Origin of the sequence: Streptomyces sp. CB03234, from assembly GCF_001905885.1 — a bacterium.
Taxonomy (GTDB): domain Bacteria; phylum Actinomycetota; class Actinomycetes; order Streptomycetales; family Streptomycetaceae; genus Streptomyces.
Map to the genome: position 1 here is coordinate 849591 of NZ_LIYH01000003.1, position 25698 is coordinate 875288.

Here is a 25698-nt window from a genome sequence, read left to right on the forward strand (position 1 = left end):
CGGCTCGTCGTATCGCCGCCCGCTGCGGATCGCCGGAACACCGGAACACCGGATCGCCGGACCGGTTCGCCGGTTCGCCGGTTGTCAGACCCGTGCTGTTGCATGGAGGCATGGAGCACACGAGCAACGCAGGACCCAGCACGCTTCGCGCGGCCGCCGATGCCGTGCTCGCCCGTCTCGTCGGGGACGCCGGCGGTGCCGCACGGCTGCGCGAGGACCAGTGGCGTGCGATCGAGGCGCTGGTGGCGGACAAGCGGCGAGCGCTCGTCGTGCAGCGCACGGGCTGGGGGAAGTCGGCCGTGTACTTCGTCGCGACCTCACTGCTGCGTGAGCGGGGAAGCGGTCCGACGGTGATCGTCTCGCCGTTGCTCGCGCTCATGCGCAATCAGGTGGAAGCGGCGGCCCGGGCCGGTATCCACGCCCGGACGATCAACTCCTCCAACACCGAGGAGTGGGAGACGATCCAGCAGGAGGTGGCCGCGGGCACGGTGGACGTGCTGCTGGTCAGTCCTGAGCGGCTCAACAACCCGGACTTCCGGGATCAGGTTCTGCCGCGGCTCGCCGCCGCCACCGGTCTGCTGGTGGTGGACGAGGCGCACTGCATCTCCGACTGGGGTCATGACTTCCGGCCCGACTACCGGCGGCTGCGGACCATGCTCGCCGAGCTGCCACCAGGTGTCCCGGTCCTCGCCACGACCGCCACGGCCAACGCACGGGTGACGGCGGACGTCGCCGAGCAGCTCGGCACCGGCGCGGGCACGGACGCGCTCGTCCTGCGCGGCCCGCTGGACCGGGAGAGCCTGAGCCTGAGCGTGCTCCAGCTGCCGGACGCGGCACACCGCCTCGCCTGGCTGGCCGACCACCTCGGGGAGCTGCCCGGTTCGGGGATCATCTACACGCTCACGGTCGCGGCGGCGGAGGAGGTCACCGCCTATCTGCGCCAGTGCGGCCACACCGTGGCCTCGTACACGGGCCGCACGGAGAACGCGGACCGTCAGCAGGCCGAGGAGGACCTGCTGGCCAACCGGGTCAAGGCGCTGGTGGCCACGTCTGCGCTGGGCATGGGGTTCGACAAGCCGGACCTGGGCTTCGTGGTGCACCTCGGCTCGCCCTCCTCCCCCATCGCGTACTACCAGCAGGTGGGGCGGGCCGGCCGTGGCGTGGAGCATGCGGAGGTACTACTGCTGCCGGGCAAGGAAGACGAGGCGATCTGGCAGTACTTCGCCTCGGTCGCCTTCCCGCCCGAGGAGCAGGTGCGCCGCACCATCGATGTGCTCGCGCACGCCGACCGGCCGCTGTCCCTGCCGGCCCTGGAGGCGCTGGTCGAGCTGCGCCGCACCCGCCTGGAGACGATGCTCAAGGTCCTCGACGTCGACGGTGCGGTGCGCAGGGTGAAGGGCGGCTGGACCGCCACGGGACAGCCCTGGTCGTACGACTCCGAGCGGTACGCGTGGGTCGCGCGGCAGCGGGAGGCGGAGCAGCAGGCGATGCGTGAGTACGCGTCGGCGACGGGCTGCCGGATGGAGTTCCTGCGGCGGCAGCTGGACGACGAGGAGGCGGCTCCGTGCGGGCGCTGCGACAACTGCTCGGGTCCCCGGTTCGACGCCAAGGTGTCGGCTGCCGCGCTGGACGCGGCGCGCGGGGAGCTGGGCCGGCCCGGTGTGGAGGTCGAGCCGCGCAAGATGTGGCCGACCGGGCTGCCGGCGGCCGGGGTCGACCTCAAGGGGCGCATCCCCGCCGGTGAGCAGTCGTTCCCGGGGCGGGCGCTCGGGCGGCTCTCCGACATCGGCTGGGGCAACCGGCTGCGCCCGATGCTGGCGCCACACGCCGCGGACGGTTCCGTACCGGACGACGTGGTGGACGCCGTGGTGCGTGTGCTGGCCGACTGGGCCAAGGGGCCCGGGGGTTGGGCGTCCGGGGCGCCGGACGCACCGCCGCGGCCGGTGGGGGTCGTCACCGTCGCCTCGCACAGCCGGCCCCGGCTGGTCGGCTCGCTGGGCCGGCGGATCGCCGAGGTGGGCAGGATGCCGCTGCTCGGCTCCGTCGAGTACGTACCGGAGGCGGCGGACTCCCGGATCTCGCGGACCAACAGCGCGCAGCGGGTGCTCGGACTGCACCGGGCGCTGACCGTTCCGCCCGCGCTGGCCGAGGAGTTGGCGTCGGCCGGTGGGCCCGTACTCCTGGTGGACGACCTTTCGGACAGTGGCTGGACGCTCGCGGTGGCGGCGCGGCTGCTGCGCCGGGCAGGAGCGGAGGGGGTGTTTCCGCTGGTCCTCGCCGTTCAGGGATGACGGGACGCGTCATCGGGGGATTGGCTGGGAAGGATATGAGTGCCATACCAGCCCATTCCAGGCAGCAGCCTCAATTGCTCGTTGCCGCTTGCCCGTTCCGCCAGCAAGAATTGGAATCCGCTCCCCGCACGGCCCGTTCGCGGTCCGGAAGGGCTGTGCCGGTGCGTCCCTCACTCGACCCTGCCCGCTCTGTGGGCGCGTATGCGAAGGGAGGACCGTGACCTTCGGATTCGCTTCGTCCGCAGCCACCTCGATCAGCACGCCCGCCGACTCCGCCAGCCGCCTCGCCCGAATGCTCGAACCCGCCGAGTGGGCGGCAGCCGGAATCCCGCTCCTCCGCAACCCGCGCGAGATCGTCAGCGGCCTGCACGCCCGCCACCGACCGACGCCCGCCACCGCTGTCGTCGCCGTCCTCGACCACGAGGAACGGCTGACCGCCAGCGCCTCGTTCGCACGCCGCCCCGGGCCCGCGGACGGCTGGGAGTTCCGCAACTCCCTGCTCGCGCACCTCCGCCGGGTCATACCGCACGACCTGCGGCGCCGTACTCCGGTGCGTACCGCCGTCCTGCTGTACTGCCGCGACGGCGACGAGCGGTGGACGGAGGAGGACGGTGCGTGGATGTGGGGGCTGCGGGACGCCTGCACCCTGCACGGGCTGCGCTGCGGCGCGTACATCACGCTGACCCGCGGCGGCTGGCAGGTGCTGGGCGAGGGCCGGGGCGGCCGGCGCCCGCACTCGGCCTCGACGCCCGGCGACCTTGCGGACACCTCGGCCGACGAGACACTGCCGGCTCCGCGCACCGCGAGCGGCGCGGCGGAGCCGTTGCGCCGTACAGCGGCCCGCTGACGCGCCGGCACGGAACGAAGCGGTACGACGAACCCGCTGGCGCGCCGCACCCTGCTGCGACCGGCCCGCAAAGCCGGTCACGGTGGCCCGGGCGATGCCCGGTCAGGCCCTCGGGTTCCGTCGCGGACACGGCACACGGACACTGCGCACGGGCACGGCACACGGTCACTGTGCACGCACACGGCGCACGAACACCGCACGGACATGGCACACGGGCACTGCGTACGGCCACGGCGTACAGCCGCGCGTACGGTCACGTGGACGCCACGCGCGCGGCCGCGGCGTACAGCCGCGGTCACCGTCATGGCGTACGCCCACAGCGCACGCGCACGGCACACGGTGACGCGCGAGGCACGCGAGGCACGCGAGGCACCCGAGGCGCCCGATCATGGCAACCGGCCATGTGGCCGGTCACGCGGCCGACCGGACCGGGGACCCGCCCGGCACCCGACGCGCCGCCACCATGGCCTCACCACACCGCACCACCCACAGCGACCGGCCATGCCGGACCGCCGCGTACGGCCCGGTGGCCCTGGCACCGGCGCCCCGGAATGGGGGGACGCAGTGCCAGGCGTGGGCTCCCGGCGAGGCCGTACGGCTCAGACGCCGGCGCCGAGCACGGAGTTGATCCGCTGCGGGTCGCCGCACACGATCAGCAGCGCGCTCGCCCGGGCCAGCGCCGCCGGCAGGGCGCGGGCAGCCGCGTCGTCGCCGCCGCCGTTGACCGCGACGACCACCACCGGGCGGGCCGACGCGCGCTCCACGGCGGCCGCGTCCGCGAAGAACACGTCGTCTCGGGCGTCGTGCTGCGCCCAGTAGGACGCGTCACCGAAGGACAGCTCGTGGGTTGCCCACGGGTGCTGGTCCCCGGTGGTCAGGACGAGGATGTCGCCCGGTGCGCGACCGGTTTCGAGCAGCAGGTCGACCGCCTCTTCGGCGGCGTCGAGCGCGCCGTCCGTGGGAGCGGGGATCAGCTGGATCTGCGGTTGGGTCTGCGATTGGGTCTGCGACGAGGACCGCGGCACGGAACGATTCTCCGGCCGGGGCGTCGGGGGCTGCGCCGCACTTGTGTGCTGGCGCGGCGACGCCGGGGGCGTGGGCCGGGCCGGGCCGGGGCCCGGACGGCCGGGTCGCGGCGAGGCCGCGGAACGCGGACCGGGTACGGGTCGGGGGGTCGACGCGGGGCGGCCGGCGGCCGGAGTGGCGCGGGGACCCTGGGCACTCTCGTGAATCTGAGGCTCCTCGGGGATGAGAGGCATAACTGGATGTCTATCAAACGCCGGTGCGAGTGGCACCGGCGGGTGGCGCATACATGCGACGCGTACGGATGACGCATACACGCGACGCTTACATGCGGCCTGCTGTTGGGCGGGGCGCTGCCGGGCGTTCAGAAGTCGAAGCCGAGTTGGCCCCCGCTTTCCAGTTCGGCCGCCTCCGCGGAGATGCGGATCTTCTTGAGGTGCCGCCACTGGGGCAGCGCGTCGAGGTACGACCAGCTCAGCCTGTGGTACGGCGTGGGGCCCCATTGGCGGAGGGCCGCTTTGTGCACGGGCGACGGGTAACCGGCGTTTTCGCCGAAGCCGAAGACGGCGTACTGGGCGGACTCCGCCGCCAGCTCGGCCATCATCGCGTCCCGCCGCACCTTGGCGAGCACCGAGGCCGCCGCGACCGCGATACAGGACTGGTCGCCCTTGATGACCGTACGGACCCGCCACGGCTGCCCCAGGTAGTCGTGCTTGCCGTCCAGGATCACCGCGTCGGGGCGGACGGGAAGGGCGTCCAGGGCGCGGCCGGCGGCCAGCCGCAGTGCCGCGGTCATCCCGAGCTCGTCGATCTCCTCCGGAGAGGCGTGCCCGAGAGCATGCGAGGTGACCCACTTCTCCACCTCCTCGGCCAGTTCGGCGCGGCGCTTGGGGCTGATGAGTTTGGAATCGGTCAGTCCGACGGGCGGTCGGCGCAGTCCGGTGACAGCGGCACAGACCGTGACGGGACCGGCCCACGCCCCGCGTCCGACCTCGTCGACTCCGGCGATGATCTTGGCGCCGGTGGTCGCTCTGATCGAGCGCTCGACGGTGTGGGTGGGTGGTTCGTACGGCATGGCGCCAGACAGGTTACGCCGCCCGACCCCGCCCGCGATACCCGGATTGGGTTCCTCATGCCGGACGGCGCACCCGGCCGCACGCCGGGCAGCCGTCCGGTGGGGAGCCCCGCCGCGCCGCGAGCGCCTTCCGGGCGTCCCCTTCAGGCGGTCGGCGGCCGCAGGAGCGGAATCATGACCCGGTCGATCATCTCCGCCACGTCCGCGTCGGTCCATTCGCTCCCGCACATCTTTGATCGGTACATCATCATGGCCGGCACCACGTCGACAACCATGTCGTCGGTCGCGTCGGCTCGGACGTCACCGCGCTGGATTCCACGGCGTACGACCTCCCGCATAAGGCGGGTGAAGGGCTCGACCACTCCCTTGAGGATCAGCCCATGGAGCCGTTCGGCCGTCACGGCATCGCACTCGTGAATCACCGAACGGATCGCGAAACCGGGCTTGGAGTACATCGCGTCACGCATCCGGAGGCCGAGCCGGTAGAGGTCCTCCCGGAAGCTGCCATGGTCGGCGGCCTCGTCGAACGCCGGGAGTCCGGCCTGCAGCGCGTCCGCAACCAGGTCCTCCTTCGAGGGCCAGCGGCGATAGACGGCGGCCTTGCCCGTCTGGGCGCGAGCCGCGACACCCTCCATGGTCAGCCCGTTCCAGCCGACCGTACTCAACTGCTCCAGGGCGGCGTCCAGGATCGCCCGCTCCAATACGGCACCCCGGCGCCGCAAGGACACCGGTTGCGGCCGAGCGGCGGCCGACGAGCGCGTAGTAACCATCAACAACTCTCCATCGAAACGGCTCCGTTGGCGAGGACAGTGAACGATTGCGTTCACTGACGGGCATTCACTATCGTTGGCGAGACAGTGAACGGATGCGTTCACTAACTCACTCATGGGGGATCCATAGTGACAACCTCTCCACTGGAGACACAGAGCAAGCCGGGTGCCGCCCGCCGGGAGGGACGCCCCGGAATCGCCCTCACCGTCATCGCCGCCTGTCAGTTGATGGTCGTGCTGGACGCGACGATCGTGAACATCGCGCTTCCCCACATCCAGGACGCGCTCTCCTTCTCGACCACCGACCTCTCGTGGGTGCTCAGCGCGTACACCCTCACGTTCGGCGGACTGCTGCTGCTCGGCGGCAGGGCGGGGGACATCCTGGGGCGCCGCCGGGTCTTCATGACCGGAATCCTCATCTTCACCTTCGCCTCCCTGCTGGGCGGTTTCGCCCAGGAGCCGTGGCAGTTGCTCGCCGCACGCGTGCTTCAGGGGGTGGGCGGGGCGATAGCCTCGCCCACCTCGCTCGCCCTCATCACCACCACTTTCCCGGAAGGGCCGGAGCGGAACCGGGCGTTCGGGGTCTTCGCCGCCGTCTCGGCGGGCGGCGGCGCGATCGGGCTGCTGGCCGGCGGGATGCTCACCGAGTGGCTCGACTGGCGCTGGGTCCTCTTCGTCAACGTACCGATCGGCGTGCTGATCGCCGTCCTCACGCCGCTCTACATCACCGAGTCGGAGCGCCGTCCCGGCCGCTTCGACGCCGCGGGCGCGCTGACCTCGACGGTCGGCATGGCCTCCCTCGTGTACGGATTCATCCGCGCGTCCGAGGAGGGCTGGCGCGACGCGCTCACCATCGGCTCCTTCGCCGCAGCCGTCGTGCTGCTGGCCGCCTTCGGGGTCATCGAAACGCGGGCGCGCGAGCCCATCACGCCGCTCAGGATGTTCGCCGACCGGAATCGATCGGGTACGTACATCATCATGCTGAGCCTGTCCGCCGCCATGTTCGGCATGTTCTTCTTCATCGTGCTGTTCGTGCAGAACGTGCTCGCTTACAGCCCGATCGAGTCCGGGCTCGCCTTCCTGCCCGTGACAGTGGCGATCATCACCGGAGCGGGGCTCTCCCAGCGCCTCCTCCCGGTGCTCGGTCCGAAGCCGTTCATGGTGACGGGCGCGGTGATCACGGGCGTGGGGCTCTTCTGGCAGACGCTCATCTCACCGGACAGTTCGTACGTGGGCGGTGTCCTCGGTCCGATGCTGCTGTTCGGCTTCGGCATGGGGCTGAACTTCGTGACCCTGACGCTGACGGCCGTCTCCGGCGTCGCGCAGCACGAGGCGGGCGCGGCCTCCGGTCTGCTCAACGCCTCACAACAGGTGGGTGGTTCCCTGGGCCTGTCCATCCTGGTGACGGTTTTCGGCACGGCGAGCCGGGAGGAGGCCCAGAAGCAGGTCCCGGCCTTGATGGCGGAGGCCAGTCCTCAGCAGCGGGAACAGTTCGCGGCCAGCCACGAACTCCCCCCGCCGTGGGGGCACGACGTGCTGACGGCAGGGATCTCGACGGCGTTCACGGCCGCGGTGGGCATGGTCGCCGTGGCGCTGCTCACCGCGTTGATCGTGATACGGGTCCGGAAGAGCGACCTGGAGGCGCTCAACGGCACATCGGCGGCGGCCGGACCGGTCGGGCCGGGGGTGTAGCCCCCGGCCCGGGGTGACGTGCGCCGGCCCCCGGCCGCCTAGTAGTCGTGCTCGTCGAATTCGTCGTCGTAGCCGTTGCGCTGCGGTGTGCAGGAGTAGCCCGTGACCCGGACACCGCGCTTGTCGAGGATGTCCTGGGCACGGGTCTCGCCCCGGCTCACCGCGTACCAGGGCGTCTCGTCGGCGTCGAGGGTCCCCGCGATGTTCGCGAGGGCGCAGGAGCGCAGGGGCTCGGGGAGCCGGTCGAGGGCGGGCACGGCGTCGGCCGACAGGCCGTCCAGATAGCCGATGTCGATCTGCCCGGTCCTCTCGTAGCGCTGTACGTTCCGCTCGGCGACGAGCCCGTCCGGCGACACGAGCCCGAAGGCGAGGACGCCTGCCGCCGCGCTCACCGCGACGGCGCGCGGCAGGTGCAGTCGGCGCGCGCCGAGAACGCCGGCTGCCATGATCAGTACGATCACCAGGCCGAGCCACAGTTCCATGGCGGCCACCGAGATCCTGAGCCGGGTGAGCCCGTACGCGTCGACGTACAGATCCATACGGCGCAGCGCTGACGCCACCACGACCAGGGTGAGCAGGCAGAGGGTGCCGAGGACGGACCGGACCAGGGCGCGGTCGCGGGCGCCGTCACGGGGAGCCCAGCGGAGGGCCAGGGCGATGACGGCCAGGGTGAGCAGGGTGGCCCACAGGAGTTGCCAGAAGCCCTGGCGTGCGTACTCGGCGTAGGTGAGCCCGGTCTGGCTCAGCACCTTCTCGTACCCGCCGAAGAGCACGGTGAGCTGGACGGCGTTGAAGACGGCGAAGAGCAGGTTGAGCACGATGAGCGGAAGCGCCCATTCGAGGCGGGCTCGCGGCCGGCCCGGGCGTGCCTTCAGGCGGTCCCATCGCAGCGGGGCGGCGGCCGTACGGGCGGCGGCGAGCGCGCCGACCAGTCCCAGGGCGAACAGGAGGGAATGCCAGGGCCCGTCGGTGGCCGACACGTCCGGTGTCAGCGAGCCGAGCAGGTCGGCGAAGGCGGCGTCGGCGCCAGCGAACAGGGCGCCGAACACGATCAGCAGGCCGACGGCCACCCCGATCGTACGCAGCACCGGGCCCACCCGGCCCTGGGCGCCGCCGGTGCGCTCACGCAGTCCGCGCCAGGCCCAGACGAGGCCGGGACCGATCGAGTCGACGAGACCGAAGGGGCTGAAGAGGATGCCGCGCCAGTTGCGGCTGCCGTGCAAGGCGAGCGACGCGAGGCCCAGGGCGGAGACGACGGCGAGGAAGGTGGGCCAGCCCGCGTCGCGCAGGGCGGGTACCACCAGCAGGGCGAGGCCGCCGAGACCCCAGACCACGGTCCAGGGGCGGAGGCGCCGGCCGGCCGCGACAGCGGCGAAGTAGGCGGTGAGGGTGGCCGGTATGGCGACGATCAGCAGGTTGAGGCCGAGACCGTCGCCGAGCAGGAGCGTGCTGAGGACGGCGGTGGCCAGGGCCGACCAGAGCGCGGCGGCCGGTATCGGGCCGGGCGGGCGCGGGCGGATGCGCGTCAGCCAGGTCTCGACCGGCGGCGGTGCGGCGGGCCGGAACCCCGGCTGGGCGGCGGCCGGCCTCCCGGGCACTGCTCCGGCGCGGGTGCGGGCGTCGCTGGGGGCGGTGCCGGGGGCGGCGCTGGGGGCGTTCCCCGGGGCCGCGCTGGGTGCCTTCTCCATGGAGGGCGGGGCCTGCGAGGCCTGCGGTTCTTGTGGCACCTGTGGGGCCTCAGAGGCCGACGAATCCTGCGAGTCCTGCGAGTCCTGCGAGTCCTGCGAGTCCTGTGAGGACTGCGGGGACTGCGAGCCTTGAGGGGACCGCGAGTCCTGAAGGGACTGCGAATCCTGAAGGGACTGCGAGTCCTGCGAGGACCGCGGAGACTGCGGAGACTGCGGTGATGGAGATGGCGATGATGGCGATGCGGACGGCGTATCTGGCACGGGACCCCCTCCCGACCGGGGCCCGCACACGTCGAAGCGGCAGTGTCGTACGGTCCCGGTGTCTGGTCAGCGCGCGCTTGTCATGATCAAGGCGGCGGTGTGGCCGAAAGGGTAGCCCGGAAGCCGGCCTGTTCCCCTTCGGCCTCCGCCCTGTGGCAGGACCGTGACACTTCCGTCAGTGGCCGGCCGGCCCCGCGGGCAGCCAGTCGGGCAGCGCCTCGGTCCGGTCCAGCCACTCGGCCGGCGGAGCCCCGGCAGCCGTGGCGGCCACCACTCCCCCGGCGATGGCGCACGTCGTGTCGACGTCCCCGCCGACCTGCGCCGTGGTCCAGAAGGCCCGCTCGTAGTCGCCCAGCGCGCGGGCGGCCGACCAGAGCGCGAACGGCACCGTGTCGTGCGCACTCGTACGCCGACCGCTGCCGAGCACCGCCGCGACCGTCGCCGCGTCGCCGTAGTCGAGCATGTCCCGGGCGCGCCGCAGCCCCGCACCCACCGCGCTGCGCGGCACGAGCGCGACGACGCCGTCGAGCAGCTCCTCCGGCTTGGGCGGCCCGGCCGGATCGGCCGCGAGGGCGGCGGCGGCCGCGACCGCCATGCATCCCACGACGGCTTCCCGGTGCTGATGGGTGGTGTACGAGGAGATCTCCGCCTGGTGCGTCGCCTGCTCCGGGTCGTCGGCGTACCAGGCGCCCAGCGGGGCGATGCGCATGGCGGCGCCGTTGCCCCAGGAGCCCTGCCCCTTGAACAGCCCGGCGGCCAGTTCCCGCCAGTCGCCGCCCTCGCGGATCAGCCGGAGCATCCGGTTGACGGCGGGCCCGTACCCGCGGTCGAAGTCGTGGTGCTCGGCGAACGAGTGGGCGAGCGCGTCCTGGTCGATCCGGCCGTGCTCGGCGAGCACGGCCAGCACGGAGCAGGCCATCTCGGTGTCGTCGGTCCACTGCCAGGACCCGGGCGGCAGCTCGCGCCGCTTCAGCAGTGGATAGTTGGCAGGTACGAAGAACTGGGAGCCCAGGGCGTCTCCCACGGACAGCCCGCGCAGGCTGGCCAGGGCGCGGTCGAAGCGCCGGTCGGAAGAGGAATCAGCGGTCATCGCACTGCCACTCTAATTCGTGGCTAACGGATCCAGCACCATCCAGGTGGTTCCGCTGGGTCTGTTCGAGCACGGGGACCGTGACATCTATTGCCACTCCGGCTGATGGAAGCCTCCGGATAGACCGGTGCACGGTCCTGGTGCTTGTGGTGGTGGCGGCCGCGTGGGCGTCGAACGGATGTCTTCATGCGACTTGGTCCAGGAGAGACCTACCCAGAGAACGGCGGCGCTCGACGTCCTCGCGACCGCCACCACCGAGGCGGAAGTTGACGGGCCCGCGAGCGTCGATCGGACGCCTATAAAGGGCCTGGCCTCGAGGCCTCCTATCAGAGCGGCAGCGATCGCCCCCCCCCCCCATCCCGTCAACAACCGTCGGCTTGATCACTCGTTGGAGTTGGTGGTGCGAGCCCTCCGCATGGTGACCTCTTGAAGCTCCCGAGCCGGTTCGAGCTCCCGAGTAGACCGAGGCCCGTGAGGGTGAGCTGGTGCCACGAACACGGCTGATGAGGTGTCGGACCAGCCCCTGGTGGCTGAGTCCTGGAATTAGGTCGCTGCGTGGCCCGCATGCGCTCGTGACCAGCGCAAACACCCGCAACCATGGGGAGGGGAACAACTTGATCTACTGCGGTATCGACTGGGCCGAACGCCACCACGACGTCGCTCTGGTCGACGACACCGGCGAGCTGCTTGCCAAGCGCCGGATCACCGACGACGCTGCCGGCTATCAACTTCTGCTGGAGCTGCTCGCCGAGTACGGCGACACGGAAGACGCTCCGATCCCGGTGGCGATCGAGACCTCCCGCGGCCTGCTGGTCGCCGTGCTGCGGACCGGCAAGCGCCAGGTCTTCGCCATCAACCCGATGGCCGCCGCCCGCTACCGCGACCGCCACTCCGTCTCCCGCAAGAAGTCCGACCCGGGCGACGCCCTGGTCCTGGCAAACATTCTCCGCACCGACATGCACGCGCACCGGCCGCTGCCGCAGGACAGCGACTTGGCCCGCGCTATCGCTGTCCTGGCCCGAGCTCAGCAGGACGCCACCTGGAACCGGCAGCAGTCCTCCAACCAGCTCCGCTCTCTGCTGCGCGAGTACTACCCGTCCGCCCTGGACGCCTTCGCGACCTGGCAGAACGGCCTGTGCCGTCCCGAGGCACGTGAGCTGCTCAGGCTCGCTCCCACGCCCTCCCAGGCCGCGCGGCTGAGCCGCACGCAGATTCAGGCTGCTCTCAAGCGAGCCGGCCGCAAGCGCGGCATCGAGGCCGAGGCCGACCGGATCCGCGAAGCCTTCCGCGCCGAGTGGGCCCACCAGCCGCCTCTGGTCGAGGACGCGCTCGGCAAGCAGATGCTCGCCCTCCTGGGCCAGCTCCAGGCTGCCTGCACCGCCGCCGACGATCTCGCGAAGGCGGTGGAAGAGGCTTTCCCTCAGCACCCGGACGCTGAAGTCATCCTCAGCTTCCCCGGCCTCGGCGTCCAGCTCGGCGCCCGGGTGCTGGCCGAGATCGGCGACGACCGAAGCCGGTTCGCCGACGCCCGCGGCCTGAAGGCTTACGCCGGCTCCTCACCTATCACCAGGGCTTCCGGCAAGAAGTCGAGCATCATCCGGCGAAGGGTGAAGAACGACCGTCTCAACCACGCCGGCTATCTGTGGGCCTTCGCGGCCCCCAACGGATCACCCGGGGCTAAGGCCCACTACCGTCGTCGACGCGATGTCCACGGAGACTGGCACGCGGCTGCCCTGCGCAACCTCTTCAACCGGATGCTCGGCCAGCTCTATCGCTGCCTGCGGGAGCACGAGCTGTTCGATGAACAGACGGCGTTCCCCGTCCCGCTCGCCGCCGCAGCTTGACTCTTAGCTTCATGAGGTGTCTATCCGGTGGTGCCATACGGTTCGGGGGTCCGCCAGCGCTCGAAGGGCCGGTCCAGCGTGTACCGCCCGTTCTCGCCGAGCAGCAGCATGCGTGTCTCGCCGTTGCGCGGGTTGGACAGTGACTCGAAGTCCGCGACCGTCCAGTGGAACCAGCGCATGCAGAACAGCCGCATGGTGAGGCCATGGGTGACCAGCAGGACGTTCGGCGGATGGTCGGGCGCCTCGAAGCTGCGGTGGAGGCTCTCCAGAAAGGCCCCGACCCGGTCGTACACGTCCGCCCCGGACTCGCCCTGGGCGAACCGGTAGAAGAAGTGCCCGTACGCGTCCCGGTACGCCTTCTGGAGCCGGACGTCATCCCTGTCCTGCCAGTTTCCCCAGTCCTGCTCCCGCAGCCGCGGTTCCTCCCTGACCCGTACCAGGGCCGGGTCCAGCCCGAACAGCTGGAAGGTCTCGTGGGTGCGGCGGTACGGCGAGATGTAGACGCTGACCCGCTCGTCGCCGAACAGTGCCCGCAGCCGCTCGCCCGTCTCCTCGGCCTGGCGCCGCCCCCGCTCGGTGAGCCTCAGCGCGTGATCGGGCTCGCGTTCGTACACGGTGTCATCGTCATTGCCCTCCGATTCGCCGTGCCGTACGAGAACGATGCGCCGCGGTCGTGCCATGCCACGACCCTAGAGGGCCCGTACGGGCCGGGCTCAGCCGGACAGGTGTCCGGACTCCATCCGGCGTACGAGCCGCCCTGACCGCCCGCACGCGTGCGTGCCCCCGCCTCACACCGTCCAGGCCGCTTCCAGGTCCACGACGTCCCCCGTCAGCGCCGCCACGTCCGCCTCGATCTGCGCGCGCAGCGCGAGCCGCTCCACGCGCTCCGCGCGGTACTTGCCGTGCTCGGCCGCCGACCGCCACATCGACAGGACCAGGAACTCGTTCCCCGGCGCTTCCCCGAACAGCCCGCGCAGCATCCCCGGCGACCCCGCCATGGCCGGGTTCCACACCTTCTCCTGCATGAGCGCGTAGTGCTCGACCCGCTCCTCGTGGATCCTGCTGTGCGCGACGCGGACGACGTCGGCGTCGGTGAAGCGGGGCTCGAACCCCGTCTTCACGTCGAAGCGGTGGTCGAACAGCTTGACCTGTACGTCCTTGTACGTGCCCGACTGCGCGGCCGCCAGCCTGTCGTGCGAGCGCGCCATGAACGAATCGTAGAAGGGCCGGCTCTCCCAGAAGGCGAAAACATGGGCGACGCCGGGTCGGCTCCGGCTCCAACCACCGCCCTGCCCACGGAATCCCGGCTCACCCAGCAGCCCCGCCCACTTCCGCTGCCCCCGCTCGAACCCACGACGGTCCACCACGGTGCAGCGAATCCACTTGACCAGCACCGCGCCATCGTACGGCGCCGGGCGAGGCACCGGTCCCGGTCTCGCACACTGCGCCACCATCGGCCAACGGCCGTGGAACACACGTCCGGACGCGGTCCGAACGGCCCCGGCACAATGACCGGATGACCGCGCTGCACATCAACCCTCTCTTCGCCCGCCTCGAATCCGCCGAACGCGTCCTCGTCGCGGGCGCCGGCGGCGGCTTCGACATCTACGCGGGGCTCCCGCTGGCGCTGTCACTGCGCCACCAGGGCAAGGAGGTCCACCTCGCCAACCTGGCCTTCAGCGCCGTGGAGGGCCTGCCCCTCGATGCCTGGCTCGCGCCCGACGTCGCCGTCGTCACCCCCGATTCGGCGCCGCATCAGACGTACTTCCCGGAACGCACCCTCGCCCAATGGCTCGCGCTGCACGGCTTCCCCAGCACCGTCCACGCCTTCGCGCGCGTGGGGGTCCAGCCGCTGCGTGCGGCGTACAAGGCGCTGATCGAGCACTACGGGATCGACGCGGTCGTCCTGGTCGACGGCGGCACCGACATCCTCATGCGGGGCGACGAGTCCGGTCTTGGCACCCCGGAGGAGGACCTGACCAGCGTCGCCGCCCTCGCGGGCCTGGATGTGCCCGAACGCCTCATCGCGTCGATCGGTTTCGGTGTCGACGCGTACCACGGCGTCAGCCATGGCCTGGTGCTGGAGAACATCGCCGCCCTGGAGAAGGACGGCGCCTATCTGGGTGCCTTTTCCGTTCCGCGTACAACCCGTGAGGGTGCTCTTTTCGTGGACGCGGTCGCGCACGCGCAGAGCCGTACGCCCGACTTCCCGAGCATCGTCAACGGCTCCATAGCGGCCGCTGTCCAGGGCTCTTTCGGGGACGTCCAGTTCACCTCCCGTACCCGTGGCAGTGAACTGTTCATCAACCCCCTCATGTCGATCTACTTCGCCTTCGAGCTGGAGGGTGTGGCGCGCCGCTGCCTGTACCTGGACCGTATCGAGGACACGCATCTCATCCGTCAGGTGAGCAGCCGTATAGAGGCCTTCCGTGAGGAGGTCCCCCGGCAGCGTCCGTCACGCCGGATCCCCCACTGAGTCCGCGTGACACCATGGGCAAGGAGCTGTGTGCCACGGGCAGTTGGCCTTGCCCGTACGAGAGAGGGGAATCCCGTGAGCAGTGCCAACAAGGGGGTCGGCAAGGTCGAGGTGACACTCAAGTGGGATCCGAGCCCCGCGGGCGTCTCCGACCATGATCTCGACATCATCGCCGCCGTCTACCGGGCCGAGGACCCCTATGGCGCCCCGGTGTATCTGGTGCACTTCGGCAGCCGTTCGCCGGACGGGACCATCACCCTCCAGAGGGAAAGCCGCACCGGCCAGGGCTTCGGCTTCGACGAGGCGATGACGCTGGAGCTGAACCGCCTGTCACCGGCCTACGCGCGCGTGGTGGTGGGCGTGGCCATACAGCAGGGCGGCGGACGCACCACGTTCTCCGAGATCACCAATGCCCTGGTGCTGGTGAAGGAGGGCTACCGGGAGCTGGACCGCTACGACTTCGCGGACCTCCGCCACGCCACGGCCGTGACCGTGGCGGAGTTCTTCCGCGACGGTACGGGGGGATGGGGCTGGCGCCGTGCCGTGCGGGGTTTCGACGCCGACCCGCAGGCCTTCACGGAGCTGATGGGCGCGAAACCGGCCTGAGCCGCGCATACAGAACGGGAGAGCCGGAATGTCCGGCTCTCCCGTTCTGCTCAGTCGGTCAACGCCCGTGCGTCAGCAGCCGTCAGCAGCCGTCAGCTGCAGCCGCTGGTCGAGCCGCAGCCCTCGCAGATGTAGCAGGAACCGGCCCGCTGCATCTTCGTACCGCACGAGAAGCACAGCGGAGCGTCCGCGCTGATGCCCAGCTGCATCTCGACGAGCTCCGCCGAGGTGTGTGCCTGCTTGGGCGCCGGGGCCTCGGCCTTCGGCGCGGCGGCCACGGCCTTCGGGGCCTCCTGCTGGCGCGGGGCGGACTGGGCCAGGCCCTCGACGTCCACCTCGTCGTCGGCCGGCTCGTACGAACCGGTCTCCAGGTGACGCTGACGCTCCTCGGCCGAGTGGATGCCGAGCGCCGAGCGGGTCTCGAAGGGCAGGAAGTCCAGCGCCAGGCGGCGGAAGATGTAGTCGACGATCGACTGCGCCATCCGCACGTCCGGGTCGTCCGTCATACCGGCCGGCTCGAAGCGCATGTTGGTGAACTTCGAGACGTACGTCTCCAGGGGCACGCCGTACTGGAGACCGACCGAGACGGCGATGGAGAAGGCGTCCATCATGCCCGCGAGCGTCGAGCCCTGCTTCGACATCTTCAGGAAGACCTCGCCGAGACCGTCGTCAGGGTAGGAGTTGGCGGTCATGTAGCCCTCGGCGCCGCCCACCGTGAAGGAGGTGGTGATGCCGGGACGGCCCTTGGGGAGGCGCTTGCGGACGGGGCGGTACTCGACGACCTTCTCGACCGCCGCGCGGATCGTCTCCTCGGCCTTCTCGGTGACCTCGGCCTTTTCCTGCTCCTTCTTCTTCGCGGAGAGGGGCTGGCCGACCTTGCAGTTGTCGCGGTAGATCGCGAGCGCCTTGACGCCCATCTTCCACGCCTCGAAGTAGACCTCCTCGACGTCCTCGACGGTGGCCGTCTCGGGGAGGTTGACCGTCTTCGAGAGCGCGCCGGAGATCCACGGCTGGATGGCGGCCATCATGCGGACGTGGCCCATCGCGGAGATGGAACGCTCGCCCATGGCGCAGTCGAAGACCTCGTAGTGCTCCTGCTTGAGGCCAGGCGCGTCGATCACATTGCCGTGCTCGGCGATGTGGGCGACGATCGCCTCGATCTGCTCCTCCTGGTAACCCAGGCGGCGCAGGGCCTGCGGCACGGTGCCGTTGACGATCTGCATCGAGCCGCCGCCGACCAGCTTCTTGAACTTGACCAGGGCGAGGTCGGGCTCCAGGCCGGTGGTGTCGCAGGACATCGCCAGACCGATGGTGCCGGTCGGGGCGATGACGGACGCCTGGGAGTTGCGGAAGCCGTTCTTCTCGCCGAGGCGGAGCACGTCCTGCCAGGCCTCCGTGGCGGCGGCCCAGACCGGGGTGTCCAGGTCATCCATGCGGACGGCCTTGGCGTTGGCGTCGGCGTGCTGCCTCATGACGCGCTTGTGCGGCTCGGCGTTGAGGGCGTAGCCGTCGTACGGGCCGACGACCGCGGCCAGCTCGGCGGAGCGGCGGTACGAGGTTCCGGTCATGAGGGAGGTGATGGCACCGGCGAGCGCACGGCCGCCGTCGGAGTCGTACGCGTGGCCCGTGGCCATCAGCAGGGCGCCGAGGTTGGCGTAGCCGATGCCCAGCTGGCGGAAGGCGCGGGTGTTCTCGCCGATCTTCTGGGTCGGGAAGTCCGCGAAGCAGATGGAGATGTCCATCGCGGTGATGACCAGCTCGACGACCTTGGCGAAGCGCTCGGACTCGAACGACTGGTTGCCCTTGCCGTCGTCCTTCAGGAACTTCATCAGGTTCAGCGAGGCGAGGTTGCACGAGGTGTTGTCCAGGTGCATGTACTCGCTGCACGGGTTCGAGCCGTTGATGCGGCCGGACTCCGGGCACGTGTGCCAGCGGTTGATCGTGTCGTCGTACTGGATGCCCGGGTCGGCGCAGGCCCAGGCGGCCTCGGCCATCTTGCGGAAGAGCGCCTTGGCCTCGACCTGCTCGATGACCTCGCCGGTCATACGGGCGCGCAGGCCGAACGTGCCGCCGGACTCCACGGCCTTCATGAACTCGTCGTTCACGCGGACGGAGTTGTTGGCGTTCTGGTACTGGACGGACGTGATGTCGTCGCCGCCCAGGTCCATGTCGAAGCCCGCGTCACGCAGGGCGCGGATCTTCTCCTCTTCCTTGACCTTGGTCTCGATGAAGTCCTCGATGTCGGGGTGGTCGACATCCAGGATGACCATCTTGGCGGCGCGGCGGGTGGCGCCACCGGACTTGATCGTTCCGGCGGAGGCGTCGGCGCCACGCATGAAGGAGACGGGACCGGAGGCGTTGCCACCGGAGGAGAGCAGCTCCTTGGAGGAGCGGATACGGGAGAGGTTCAGGCCGGCGCCGGAGCCGCCCTTGAAGATCATGCCCTCTTCCTTGTACCAGTCGAGGATCGACTCCATGGAGTCGTCGACGGACAGGATGAAACAGGCGGAGACCTGCTGCGGCTGCGGCGTGCCGACGTTGAACCACACCGGCGAGTTGAAGCTGAAGATCTGGTGCAGGAGGGCGTACGCCAGTTCGTGCTCGAAGATCTCGGCGTCGGCCGGGGTGGCGAAGTAGTTGTAGTCCTCACCGGCCTTGCGGTAGGTCTGCACGATCCGGTCGATCAGCTGCTTGAGGCCGGTCTCGCGCTGCGGGGTGCCGACGGCCCCGCGGAAGTACTTGCTGGTGACGATGTTGACCGCGTTCACCGACCAGAAGTCGGGGAACTCGACGCCACGCTGCTCGAAGTTCACCGAGCCGTCGCGCCAGTTGGTCATGACGACGTCACGACGCTCCCACACGACCTCGTCGTACGGATGCACGCCAGGGGTGGTGTGGATGCGCTCGATACGCAGGCCCTTGCTCACCTTGGACCCCTTGGTACGGGACCCTCGTGCCGGGCCGCTCGCCGTCTCTGTCATGCCGCCTCCCATATACGGGCAAAAACACCCTGAAGTGCCCAGATCTTCCCAAGGCACGGTTTCTGTCTGTTGTCACGGGCACCACGCACAGCACCTGTGACACGTCAATTGCCGCTCAGCGGCTGATCGCCGGTCGCTCGCCGGTCCGGACGATCAGTCGGCGGCGACCGCGGGAACCGGGACCTCTGGGGTCGCACCGGTCCCGCTTTCCTCCACGGGGGGCCGCCGCTCGCGGAGCTCCGCGATGGCGGCCTCGAAGTCTTCGAGCGAGTCGAACGCCCGGTACACGGACGCGAAGCGCAGGTACGCGACGAGGTCGAGCTCCTGCAGCGGGCCGAGTATGGCGAGTCCGACGTCGTGAGTGGTCAGTTCCGCGCTGCCGGTGGCACGCACCGCCTCCTCGACCCGCTGGCCGAGCTTCGCGAGAGCATCCTCGGTGACCGGCCGCCCCTGGCACGCCTTGCGCACCCCGGAGATGACCTTGGTGCGGCTGAAGGGTTCCGTGACCCCGCTGCGCTTGATCACCATGAGGGACGCGGTCTCCACCGTGGTGAAACGGCGGGAGCAGTCGGGGCACTGGCGGCGGCGGCGGATGGCCGTCCCGTCGTCGGTGGTGCGACTGTCGACGACACGGCTGTCGGGGTGCCTGCAGAAGGGGCAGTGCATCTCCCAACCCTCCTTCACAGCACGACTGAATAGCCTCGTCAGGGCCCGTCAGAGCCCCTCGAAGCAGCCACAAGCATAGGCGATGACCACACCCCCAACAGACCGGGGACCACAACTTGTGGGTGGCCGGGTCAATCCAACCACTAGATCTGGGGTCCAGCCGTCTTTTCGGCCCACAGCGCGTGTCGCGCACCCCGTCATCGCCGACCGGCCCAGAGCCTACGGGAGGGGCACGTCGCCACGGATTCCGGGGGTCGGGGTCATCGCCCCGGTCGGCCTGCCGGAGGCCAGGCCGGACCGCCTCGGCGCCGCCTCATGGCTGCCTCGCGGGTCACCGTGGGCGGCGACCGTTGGGGCCGCCGCCCCGGAGGCAGCGGCCGGGACCGTACGCCCGACGGGGGCGCCCACGGACGGCCGGGAGCACCGCAACCGCCGGGCGCCGCCGGGCGCCCGGTACGCCACCGGGCGCCGCCGCGTCGCCAGCGGGTGCCACCGGATGCCCGGAGCGCCACCCGGTGCCACCGAGCGCCGCAGCCACCAGGCGCCACCGGCCGCCACCAGGTGTCCCGGGGGGTGCCGCAGGCCACCGCCTGGGCGTCCCAACAGCCGCCGGCACCGCCGGGCACCGGGATGGGTGCCGCAGGGCCGCCGGGTTGCCTCTGGCGCCGCCGGGCGTCGCGTGCCCGGGTTGCCGCCACGTGCCCGGTGCCGCCGGGCCGCCGGGGCCCGCGGGGGCCGCCGGGGCCCGCTCGGAGGTCGCCGACGGTGCCGCCGGGCGCCGCGTGGCGCCGCCGTGCGCATCGGGACCCCCGGCGGACCCGCCATGGAGGCTGGTGCGGGTGCCGGCGGAATGCACCCGAGGTGACCGTGGAGATCACCGTGCAGATCGCTGTGAAGATCGCTGCGGGGCTGCCTGGAAATACAAGGCGGCTATAGGCGGGGTCCCACCGACACCCCACGAGTCACCTGGCGGTGGCGGATTCCCGCAGTGCCCAGGTGATCGCCTTGCGGCACCGCGGCAATCGCTCGGCGGGCATTTCGAAGATCGTCAGGCGGAACGCCGTGACGATCACGGTACGGGACCACCCGGCGGGCCAAGCGGCCACGCGGCCCGCGGCCGTCCTGCGGGGCCACCAGGGCGAACGCCCGACCGCGCTCGATTCATGCCCCGCCCCACCCGGCGTCGGCGGTGGGCGTTACCGTGATGGCCTGAATTGCCACCGCGCAAGAGGCCCACGGGGCGCGAGAGACCCCACGGGCCGTAGAAAGATCACCAAGCGATCGCACATACACCTAGTCACACGCACACGTAAGCCAATCTGCGATTTTTCACTCGAACGTGTGTTTGGCGCAACCTTTCGAAAGCAACTACCGTTGTCCAGCTAGGGAGACCATTCGAGAGGGGCCGACGTGACCACCACCGCAGACAGTGCCACTATCACTGCCCAGGACCGTTCCCAGAGCCGACTCGAGCCGGTGCATGCCATGAACGAAGTGACCACGAGTGCGGAGGGCCCCAAGCCCACGCGCTCGCTGCCCGGGCGACCTCCAGGCATCCGGGCGGACAGCTCCGGGCTCACGGACCGGCAGCGGCGGGTCATCGAGGTCATTCGGGACTCGGTGCAGCGGCGCGGTTACCCGCCGTCGATGCGCGAGATCGGCCAGGCGGTGGGGCTGTCCAGCACCTCGTCGGTCGCGCACCAGCTGATGGCACTGGAGCGCAAGGGGTTCTTGCGCAGGGACCCGCACCGGCCCAGGGCCTACGAGGTCCGCGGGTCCGACCAGCCGAGCACCCAGCCGACCGACACCACGGGCAAGCCCGCCGCGTCGTACGTCCCGCTCGTCGGCCGTATCGCGGCCGGTGGCCCCATTCTCGCCGAGGAATCGGTCGAGGACGTGTTCCCCCTCCCCCGCCAGCTGGTCGGTGACGGCGAGCTGTTCGTGCTGAAGGTCGTCGGCGACTCGATGATCGAGGCCGCCATCTGTGACGGCGACTGGGTGACCGTGCGCCGCCAGCCCGTCGCGGAGAACGGCGACATCGTCGCCGCGATGCTGGACGGCGAAGCCACCGTCAAGCGCTTCAAGCGGGAGGACGGCCATGTCTGGCTGCTCCCGCACAACGCGGCATACCAGCCGATCCCGGGTGACGAGGCGACGATCCTCGGCAAGGTGGTGGCGGTACTGCGGCGGGTGTGACACACCTCGCCGGCTCCGACCGGGCCCCGGGACCCACTGCGCCGGTCCCGGGGTCTGCTTGTGCGCACACGGCTCCTGCGGCTCCCCGGTCCCGGCCGGTCCCGCCGGTGAACCGGCGGGACCGGCCGGACCCGCCGGGACCGGGCAGGCGTAACCGTTACGCGTCGGCCGCCTTGGCGGCGGCATCGATCGCGGCAAGGGAGCGGCGCACCTGGTTGCGGTCCGTGGTGTACCAGAAGTCGGGCAGCGAGGCCCGCAGGTAGCTGCCGTACCGGGCGTTCGCCAGGCGGGGGTCCAGAACGGCGACCACTCCACGGTCGCCCGTGGCACGGACCAGCCGCCCCGCACCCTGCGCCATGAGCAGCGCCGCGTGCGTCGCCGCGACAGCCATGAAGCCGTTCCCGCCCGCCTCCTCCACCGCCTTCTGGCGGGCGCTCATCAGCGGGTCGTCGGGCCTGGGGAACGGGATGCGGTCCATCACGACGAGCTGGCAGTTCGGCCCGGGAACATCGACGCCCTGCCAGAGCGAGAGGGTGCCGAAGAGGCAGGTCTCCGGGTCATTCGCGAAGTTCTTGATCAGTTCGCCCAGCGTGTCCTCACCCTGGAGCAGGATCGGCTTGTCGAGCCTGCCGCGAAGCTCCTCAGCCGCGGCCTGGGCCGCCCGCATGGACGAGAAGAGACCCAGCGTACGGCCGCCGGCGGCTTCGACGAGCTCGGCGAGCTCATCCATCATGTCGCCGCGGCTGCCCTCCCTGCCCGGGGTGGCCAGGTGCCTGGCGACGTACAGGATTCCCTGCTTGGGGTAGTCGAACGGCGAGCCGACGTCGATGCCCTTCCAGACCGGTACGTCCTCGTCCTCCGTGCCGGCGGTGCCCTCCGGGGGAAGGCCGAGGGAGGCGCCGACACCGTTGAAGTCACCGCCGAGCTTGAGCGTGGCGGAGGTGAGGACGACGGACCGCTCGGCGAAGAGCTTCTCGCGCAGCAGGCCGGAGACGGACAGCGGCGCCACCCGCAGCGACGCCCCGAAACGGTCATGGCGCTCGTACCAGACGACGTCGTACTCGGATCCCTGGGTGATGCGCTCGGCCACGTCATGGACGGTCTCCACGGACGCCTTGGCCTGCTTGCGGACCGCGTCCTCGTCCTGGACGGACTTGTCACGCGTCGTGCCCAGGGACGAGATGACCGCCCGCGCCGCGTCACGCAGCGCCATCAGCGCGTACGCGAGGTCCTCCGGGATCTCCTCCAGGCGGCCGGGCAGGGCCAGCTCCATCAGCCGCTCGAAGCCTTCGGCCGCAGTCTGGAGCTGATCGGCGACCTTCTCGTCGACCAGCTTGGCCGCTCGGCGTACGGCACGGTTGACCTGGCCGGGCGTGAGCTCGCCGGTGGCGACGCCGGTGACCCGGGAGACCAGCTCGTGAGCCTCGTCGACGATCAGGACGTCGTGCTGCGGGAGCACCGGCGCGCCCTCGATCGCGTCGATGGCGAGCAGGGCGTGGTTGGTGACCACGACATCGGCGAGCTTGGCGCGCTCCCGCGCGGCCTCGGCGAAGCACTCGGCTCCGTAGGCGCACTTCGACGCGCCCAGGCATTCGCGGGACGAGACGGAGACCTGGCCCCAGGCGCGGTCCGACACACCGGGCGTCAGATCGTCCCTGTCCCCGGTCTCGGTCTCGTCGGACCAGTCGCGCAGGCGCAGCAGGTCCTGGCCGAGCTTGCTGGTCGGCGCGGCCGCCTCGAAGGGATCGAAGAGGCCGTCCTCCTCTTCCTGCGGGACGCCCTCGTGGAGGCGGTGCAGACACAGGTAGTTCGAGCGTCCCTTGAGCATGGCGAACTCCGGGCGGCGCCGCAGCTGCGGATGCAGGGCGTCGACCGTGCGCGGCAGGTCGCGCTCCACGAGCTGCCGCTGGAGGGCCAGCGTCGCGGTGGCGACCACCACCCGGTCCCCGTGGGCCAGCGCGGGCACCAGGTAACCCAGGGACTTTCCGGTGCCGGTGCCGGCCTGGACCAGCAGGTGGGAACCGTCGTCGATGGCCTGCGCGACGGCCTCGGCCATGGTGACCTGGCCTGGCCGTTCCACGCCGCCGACGGCGGTGACGGCGGCGTGGAGGAGCTCGGGGAGGGATGGCTTCGTCATAGCCAGTCCACCCTACGGCGCGCCACTGACAATCGGATCACGCGAGTGGATTGCGGACGGTGCCGTGGATGGCGGCGTGCGGGCGCTCGGAACGGTCGCGGTAGCCGTCCAGGTGCAGCCGGTTGCGGTTGAGGCACAGCCGCTGGATACGCGGTGTGAGCAGGTCGAACAGCTCGTAACGGTCCTTGAGCGCCGGGAAGCGCGCCTGGTGCCGCAGGATTTCAGCCCGTACGAGTGACCAGAAGTCCTCCTCGGGTACTCCCAGTTGCTCTTCGCACAGGGGCGCCAGGAAGCGGAAAACGCCGACGAAGAGGCCGGAGTGGATGAACTGGGTCAGGAAGCCGGGCTCCTCGGTCAGGAGGACGGCCCGTACGTCGTCCGGCATCGTGTCGTGCTCGGGCAGCGGCCGGGCACTGACGTTGATGTCGTCGACGAAGTCCTTGATCGCCAGCCGTACGGGGACGTCGTGGTCGTCGAAGACGACGATGGCGTTCTCGCCGTGCGGGGAGAAGACGGTGCCGTAGCGGTAGAGGAAGTGCAGGAGGGGTGGCAGCAGGGCGGCGAAGAGGTGGCGGAGCCAGGCTTTGGGGGTCAGCCCCGACCGGGCCACCAGTTCGGCGGTGAAGGCGCGGCCCCGGGGGTCGGTGTGGAGGAGCGACGCGAGGGTACGGGCGCGTTCGCCGGGCGGCAGGCACAGCGGTTCGCGCCAGATCGCGCCGAGCAGTTCCTTGTACTGGTACGGGGCCTCGGGGAGGTGGTCGTACAGCGGATGCTCGACCGTGACGGAGGCGACCTCGCCCAGGAGGATCACACCGCAGTCGTCGCGCAGGAACGGATCGGCGTCCCGCAGCGCGTGCACCCAGGCGGTGACGGCGGGAGCCGCCAGGGTGCGCTCGGTCGGCAGTCCGCGCCAGACGAGGGTGTTCAGGACGGACAGCGGCAGCTTGACGCTGAACCGGTCGGGCCGGCTGACGTTGAGGAACGTACGGATCGACTGCTGCGGCAGCCGCAGATCGCTGTCGGCGGGGAGCGGCACGATCGCGCCCTCGGCGACGGCGGGCGCGTAGAGCGGCAGCAGCACCTCGTCCCACTGCCAGGGGTGCACGGGGAGGTAGAGGTACGTCGCGGGGTCGAGGCCGCGGGCGCGGAGTACGGCGGCGAAGGTGTCGCGGACGGCCGGGGCGAGCTCGCGGTCGTAGAGGTGCGCGGGGGTGTCGAGTGCGGGAACCCCGCGGTAGGCGGCGAGAGCGGTGCTCACGGCGATCCAGGGCAGCGGGGCGGGTCGGCGTGCTTCGGGCGCCCACTGGACCGCGTCGGTGGCGGAGAAGCCGATGCGGCCCTTGTTGAAGACGATCCACGGGTGGCCGGTCTGGTGGCCTTCGAGTTCCGCGTAACCGAGGTCGGCGAGCCGGTCGGCCGGGAGGGCGCTGTGGTCCAGCCGGGCGTCGGCGGCGAGGGTGATGGTCAGCTCGCGGAGGAGGTGGCCGAGCGTGGCTCCGTCCAGGCGGAGGAGGCGGCGGGCCCGGACCAGGAAGTCGAGGGGGTCGGTGTAGGGGTGGCCGTCGCGGGCGATCGAGTGGGGGTCGACCCGCCAGCTGCCGTAGGCGGTCCGGCGCGCCGCGAAGGCGAGGGCGGAGCCGTCGTCGAGTCTCAGCGTGTACGCGTCGGTCGGCGGCCCTCCGTCCGGCGTGTGCCGGGCACCGGTCCCGCTCCGGCCGGCTGCGTGACCGGCCCGGGAGGCGGCGGAGTCACCGTCCTGCGCGGTGGATGGCCGGGTCGGCTCGATGATCTCCTCGTAGGCGAATTCGCCGAGCATCTTCGCGAGGAGGCGGCGGGAGGCCCGGGCCCACGCCTGCGGATTCAGCTCGGCCGGCGCGGCCGGAGCCGGCGGCACCGGGTGCGTCGGCGGGATGGCCGGGGCCGGCGGTGCTGCGGGCGTCGGCGGAGTGGTCCGGGCCGGCGGCACTGCGGGCGTCGGCGGGGCGGGTGCTGTCGGCGGGGCGGGCGGCTCCGCGGAGTCATGGGTGGCAGGGGGTTTCGGCACGGGGACTCCTC

18 protein-coding genes are annotated in these 25698 nt (G+C 70.9%); 7 read left to right on the forward strand and 11 right to left on the reverse strand.

The features are described 5' to 3' along the window. The first annotated feature begins 110 nt into the window (after window positions 1–110). Together AMK26_RS16740 and AMK26_RS16745 are read left to right on the forward strand one after the other, a co-directional pair. Window positions 111–2291 carry a RecQ family ATP-dependent DNA helicase gene (locus AMK26_RS16740; RefSeq protein ID WP_073755420.1) on the forward strand — a complete coding sequence of 727 codons (2181 nt, stop codon included), beginning with the start codon at window positions 111–113 and terminating at the stop codon, window positions 2289–2291. Between the two features lie 217 nt (window positions 2292–2508). Next, window positions 2509–3138, forward strand: a complete 630-nt coding sequence (locus AMK26_RS16745; protein ID WP_073755421.1) for a hypothetical protein — start codon at window positions 2509–2511, stop codon at window positions 3136–3138. A gap of 599 nt (window positions 3139–3737) precedes the next feature. Here AMK26_RS16745 and AMK26_RS16750 read toward each other — a convergent pair. From AMK26_RS16750 to AMK26_RS16760, 3 genes are all read right to left on the reverse strand, one after another. Next, window positions 3738–4397, reverse strand: a complete 660-nt coding sequence (locus AMK26_RS16750; protein WP_073755422.1) for a hypothetical protein — start codon at window positions 4395–4397, stop codon at window positions 3738–3740. Between the two features lie 128 nt (window positions 4398–4525). Then, window positions 4526–5236 carry a ribonuclease HII gene (locus AMK26_RS16755; protein WP_073755423.1) on the reverse strand — a complete coding sequence of 237 codons (711 nt, stop codon included), beginning with the start codon at window positions 5234–5236 and terminating at the stop codon, window positions 4526–4528. 143 nt (window positions 5237–5379) lie between these two features. After that, a complete protein-coding gene (locus AMK26_RS16760; RefSeq protein WP_073755424.1) occupies window positions 5380–6006 on the reverse strand; it encodes a TetR/AcrR family transcriptional regulator in 627 nt (208 codons plus the stop codon). A 129-nt stretch (window positions 6007–6135) separates the two neighbouring features. Here AMK26_RS16760 and AMK26_RS16765 point away from each other — a divergent pair, with 129 nt between their 5' ends. Continuing rightward, a complete protein-coding gene (locus tag AMK26_RS16765; RefSeq protein WP_073755425.1) occupies window positions 6136–7698 on the forward strand; it encodes an MFS transporter in 1563 nt (520 codons plus the stop codon). A 38-nt stretch (window positions 7699–7736) separates the two neighbouring features. Here AMK26_RS16765 and AMK26_RS16770 read toward each other — a convergent pair whose 3' ends face one another. Beyond that, entirely contained in the window at window positions 7737–9386 is a 1650-nt protein-coding gene (locus AMK26_RS16770; RefSeq protein ID WP_079277628.1) for a DUF4153 domain-containing protein, read from the reverse strand. A 436-nt stretch (window positions 9387–9822) separates the two neighbouring features. Next, on the reverse strand, window positions 9823–10737 hold the full coding sequence (locus tag AMK26_RS16775) for an ADP-ribosylglycohydrolase family protein (protein ID WP_073755427.1): 915 nt from the start codon (window positions 10735–10737) through the stop codon (window positions 9823–9825). A 614-nt stretch (window positions 10738–11351) separates the two neighbouring features. Between AMK26_RS16775 and AMK26_RS16780 the strand changes: the two genes are divergently transcribed. Then, window positions 11352–12581, forward strand: a complete 1230-nt coding sequence (locus AMK26_RS16780) for an IS110 family transposase (protein WP_073755428.1) — start codon at window positions 11352–11354, stop codon at window positions 12579–12581. 20 nt (window positions 12582–12601) lie between these two features. On the opposite strand, the gene AMK26_RS16785 is transcribed toward AMK26_RS16780, so the two are convergent. Next, entirely contained in the window at window positions 12602–13261 is a 660-nt protein-coding gene (locus tag AMK26_RS16785; RefSeq protein WP_073755429.1) for a histidine phosphatase family protein, read from the reverse strand. Between the two features lie 108 nt (window positions 13262–13369). Then, window positions 13370–13975 carry a YdbC family protein gene (locus AMK26_RS16790; protein WP_073755430.1) on the reverse strand — a complete coding sequence of 202 codons (606 nt, stop codon included), beginning with the start codon at window positions 13973–13975 and terminating at the stop codon, window positions 13370–13372. 122 nt (window positions 13976–14097) lie between these two features. On the opposite strand from AMK26_RS16790, the gene AMK26_RS16795 reads away from it, so the two are divergent. Both AMK26_RS16795 and AMK26_RS16800 read left to right on the forward strand, forming a co-directional pair. After that, a complete protein-coding gene (locus AMK26_RS16795) occupies window positions 14098–15057 on the forward strand; it encodes a DUF1152 domain-containing protein (RefSeq protein WP_073755431.1) in 960 nt (319 codons plus the stop codon). A gap of 75 nt (window positions 15058–15132) precedes the next feature. Further along, window positions 15133–15663, forward strand: a complete 531-nt coding sequence (locus AMK26_RS16800; protein ID WP_073755432.1) for a TerD family protein — start codon at window positions 15133–15135, stop codon at window positions 15661–15663. A 92-nt stretch (window positions 15664–15755) separates the two neighbouring features. Here the strand turns inward: AMK26_RS16800 and AMK26_RS16805 are convergent, their stop codons facing one another. After that, the gene (locus tag AMK26_RS16805) at window positions 15756–18644 is read right to left on the reverse strand and encodes a vitamin B12-dependent ribonucleotide reductase (protein ID WP_073755553.1); all 2889 of its coding nucleotides are present in this window, start codon (window positions 18642–18644) and stop codon (window positions 15756–15758) included. 153 nt (window positions 18645–18797) lie between these two features. Further along, window positions 18798–19310: a transcriptional regulator NrdR gene (gene nrdR / locus AMK26_RS16810; RefSeq protein WP_073755433.1), complete on the reverse strand. Its 513-nt coding sequence runs from the start codon at window positions 19308–19310 to the stop codon at window positions 18798–18800. 1410 nt (window positions 19311–20720) lie between these two features. Here nrdR and lexA point away from each other — a divergent pair. After that, window positions 20721–21506, forward strand: a complete 786-nt coding sequence (gene lexA / locus AMK26_RS16815; protein WP_073755434.1) for a transcriptional repressor LexA — start codon at window positions 20721–20723, stop codon at window positions 21504–21506. 157 nt (window positions 21507–21663) lie between these two features. Here the strand turns inward: lexA and AMK26_RS16820 are convergent, their stop codons facing one another. Both AMK26_RS16820 and AMK26_RS16825 read right to left on the reverse strand, forming a co-directional pair. Further along, window positions 21664–23643 (reverse strand): ATP-dependent DNA helicase, encoded by a 1980-nt coding sequence (locus tag AMK26_RS16820; RefSeq protein WP_073755435.1) that lies wholly within the window; start codon window positions 23641–23643, stop codon window positions 21664–21666. A gap of 37 nt (window positions 23644–23680) precedes the next feature. Continuing rightward, window positions 23681–25609, reverse strand: coding sequence for an IucA/IucC family protein (locus AMK26_RS16825; protein ID WP_443333167.1), 1929 nt, complete (start codon window positions 25607–25609; stop codon window positions 23681–23683). Window positions 25610–25698 lie beyond the last annotated feature (89 nt).

Excerpts from the sequence above, each read along its gene's own strand:
- AMK26_RS16760 (WP_073755424.1), bottom strand. The coding sequence starts at position 6,006 with ATGGTTACTACGCGCTCGTCGGCCGCCGCTCGGCCGCAACCGGTGTCC.
- AMK26_RS16805 (WP_073755553.1), bottom strand. The coding sequence starts at position 18,644 with ATGACAGAGACGGCGAGCGGCCCGGCACGAGGGTCCCGTACCAAGGGG.
- AMK26_RS16770 (WP_079277628.1), bottom strand. The coding sequence starts at position 9,386 with ATGGAGAAGGCACCCAGCGCGGCCCCGGGGAACGCCCCCAGCGCCGCC.
- AMK26_RS16755 (WP_073755423.1), bottom strand. The coding sequence starts at position 5,236 with ATGCCGTACGAACCACCCACCCACACCGTCGAGCGCTCGATCAGAGCG.
- AMK26_RS16820 (WP_073755435.1), bottom strand. The coding sequence starts at position 23,643 with ATGACGAAGCCATCCCTCCCCGAGCTCCTCCACGCCGCCGTCACCGCC.
- nrdR (WP_073755433.1), bottom strand. The coding sequence starts at position 19,310 with ATGCACTGCCCCTTCTGCAGGCACCCCGACAGCCGTGTCGTCGACAGT.
- AMK26_RS16740 (WP_073755420.1), top strand. The coding sequence starts at position 111 with ATGGAGCACACGAGCAACGCAGGACCCAGCACGCTTCGCGCGGCCGCC.
- AMK26_RS16795 (WP_073755431.1), top strand. The coding sequence starts at position 14,098 with ATGACCGCGCTGCACATCAACCCTCTCTTCGCCCGCCTCGAATCCGCC.
- AMK26_RS16775 (WP_073755427.1), bottom strand. The coding sequence starts at position 10,737 with ATGACCGCTGATTCCTCTTCCGACCGGCGCTTCGACCGCGCCCTGGCC.
- AMK26_RS16785 (WP_073755429.1), bottom strand. The coding sequence starts at position 13,261 with ATGGCACGACCGCGGCGCATCGTTCTCGTACGGCACGGCGAATCGGAG.
- AMK26_RS16750 (WP_073755422.1), bottom strand. The coding sequence starts at position 4,397 with ATGCCTCTCATCCCCGAGGAGCCTCAGATTCACGAGAGTGCCCAGGGT.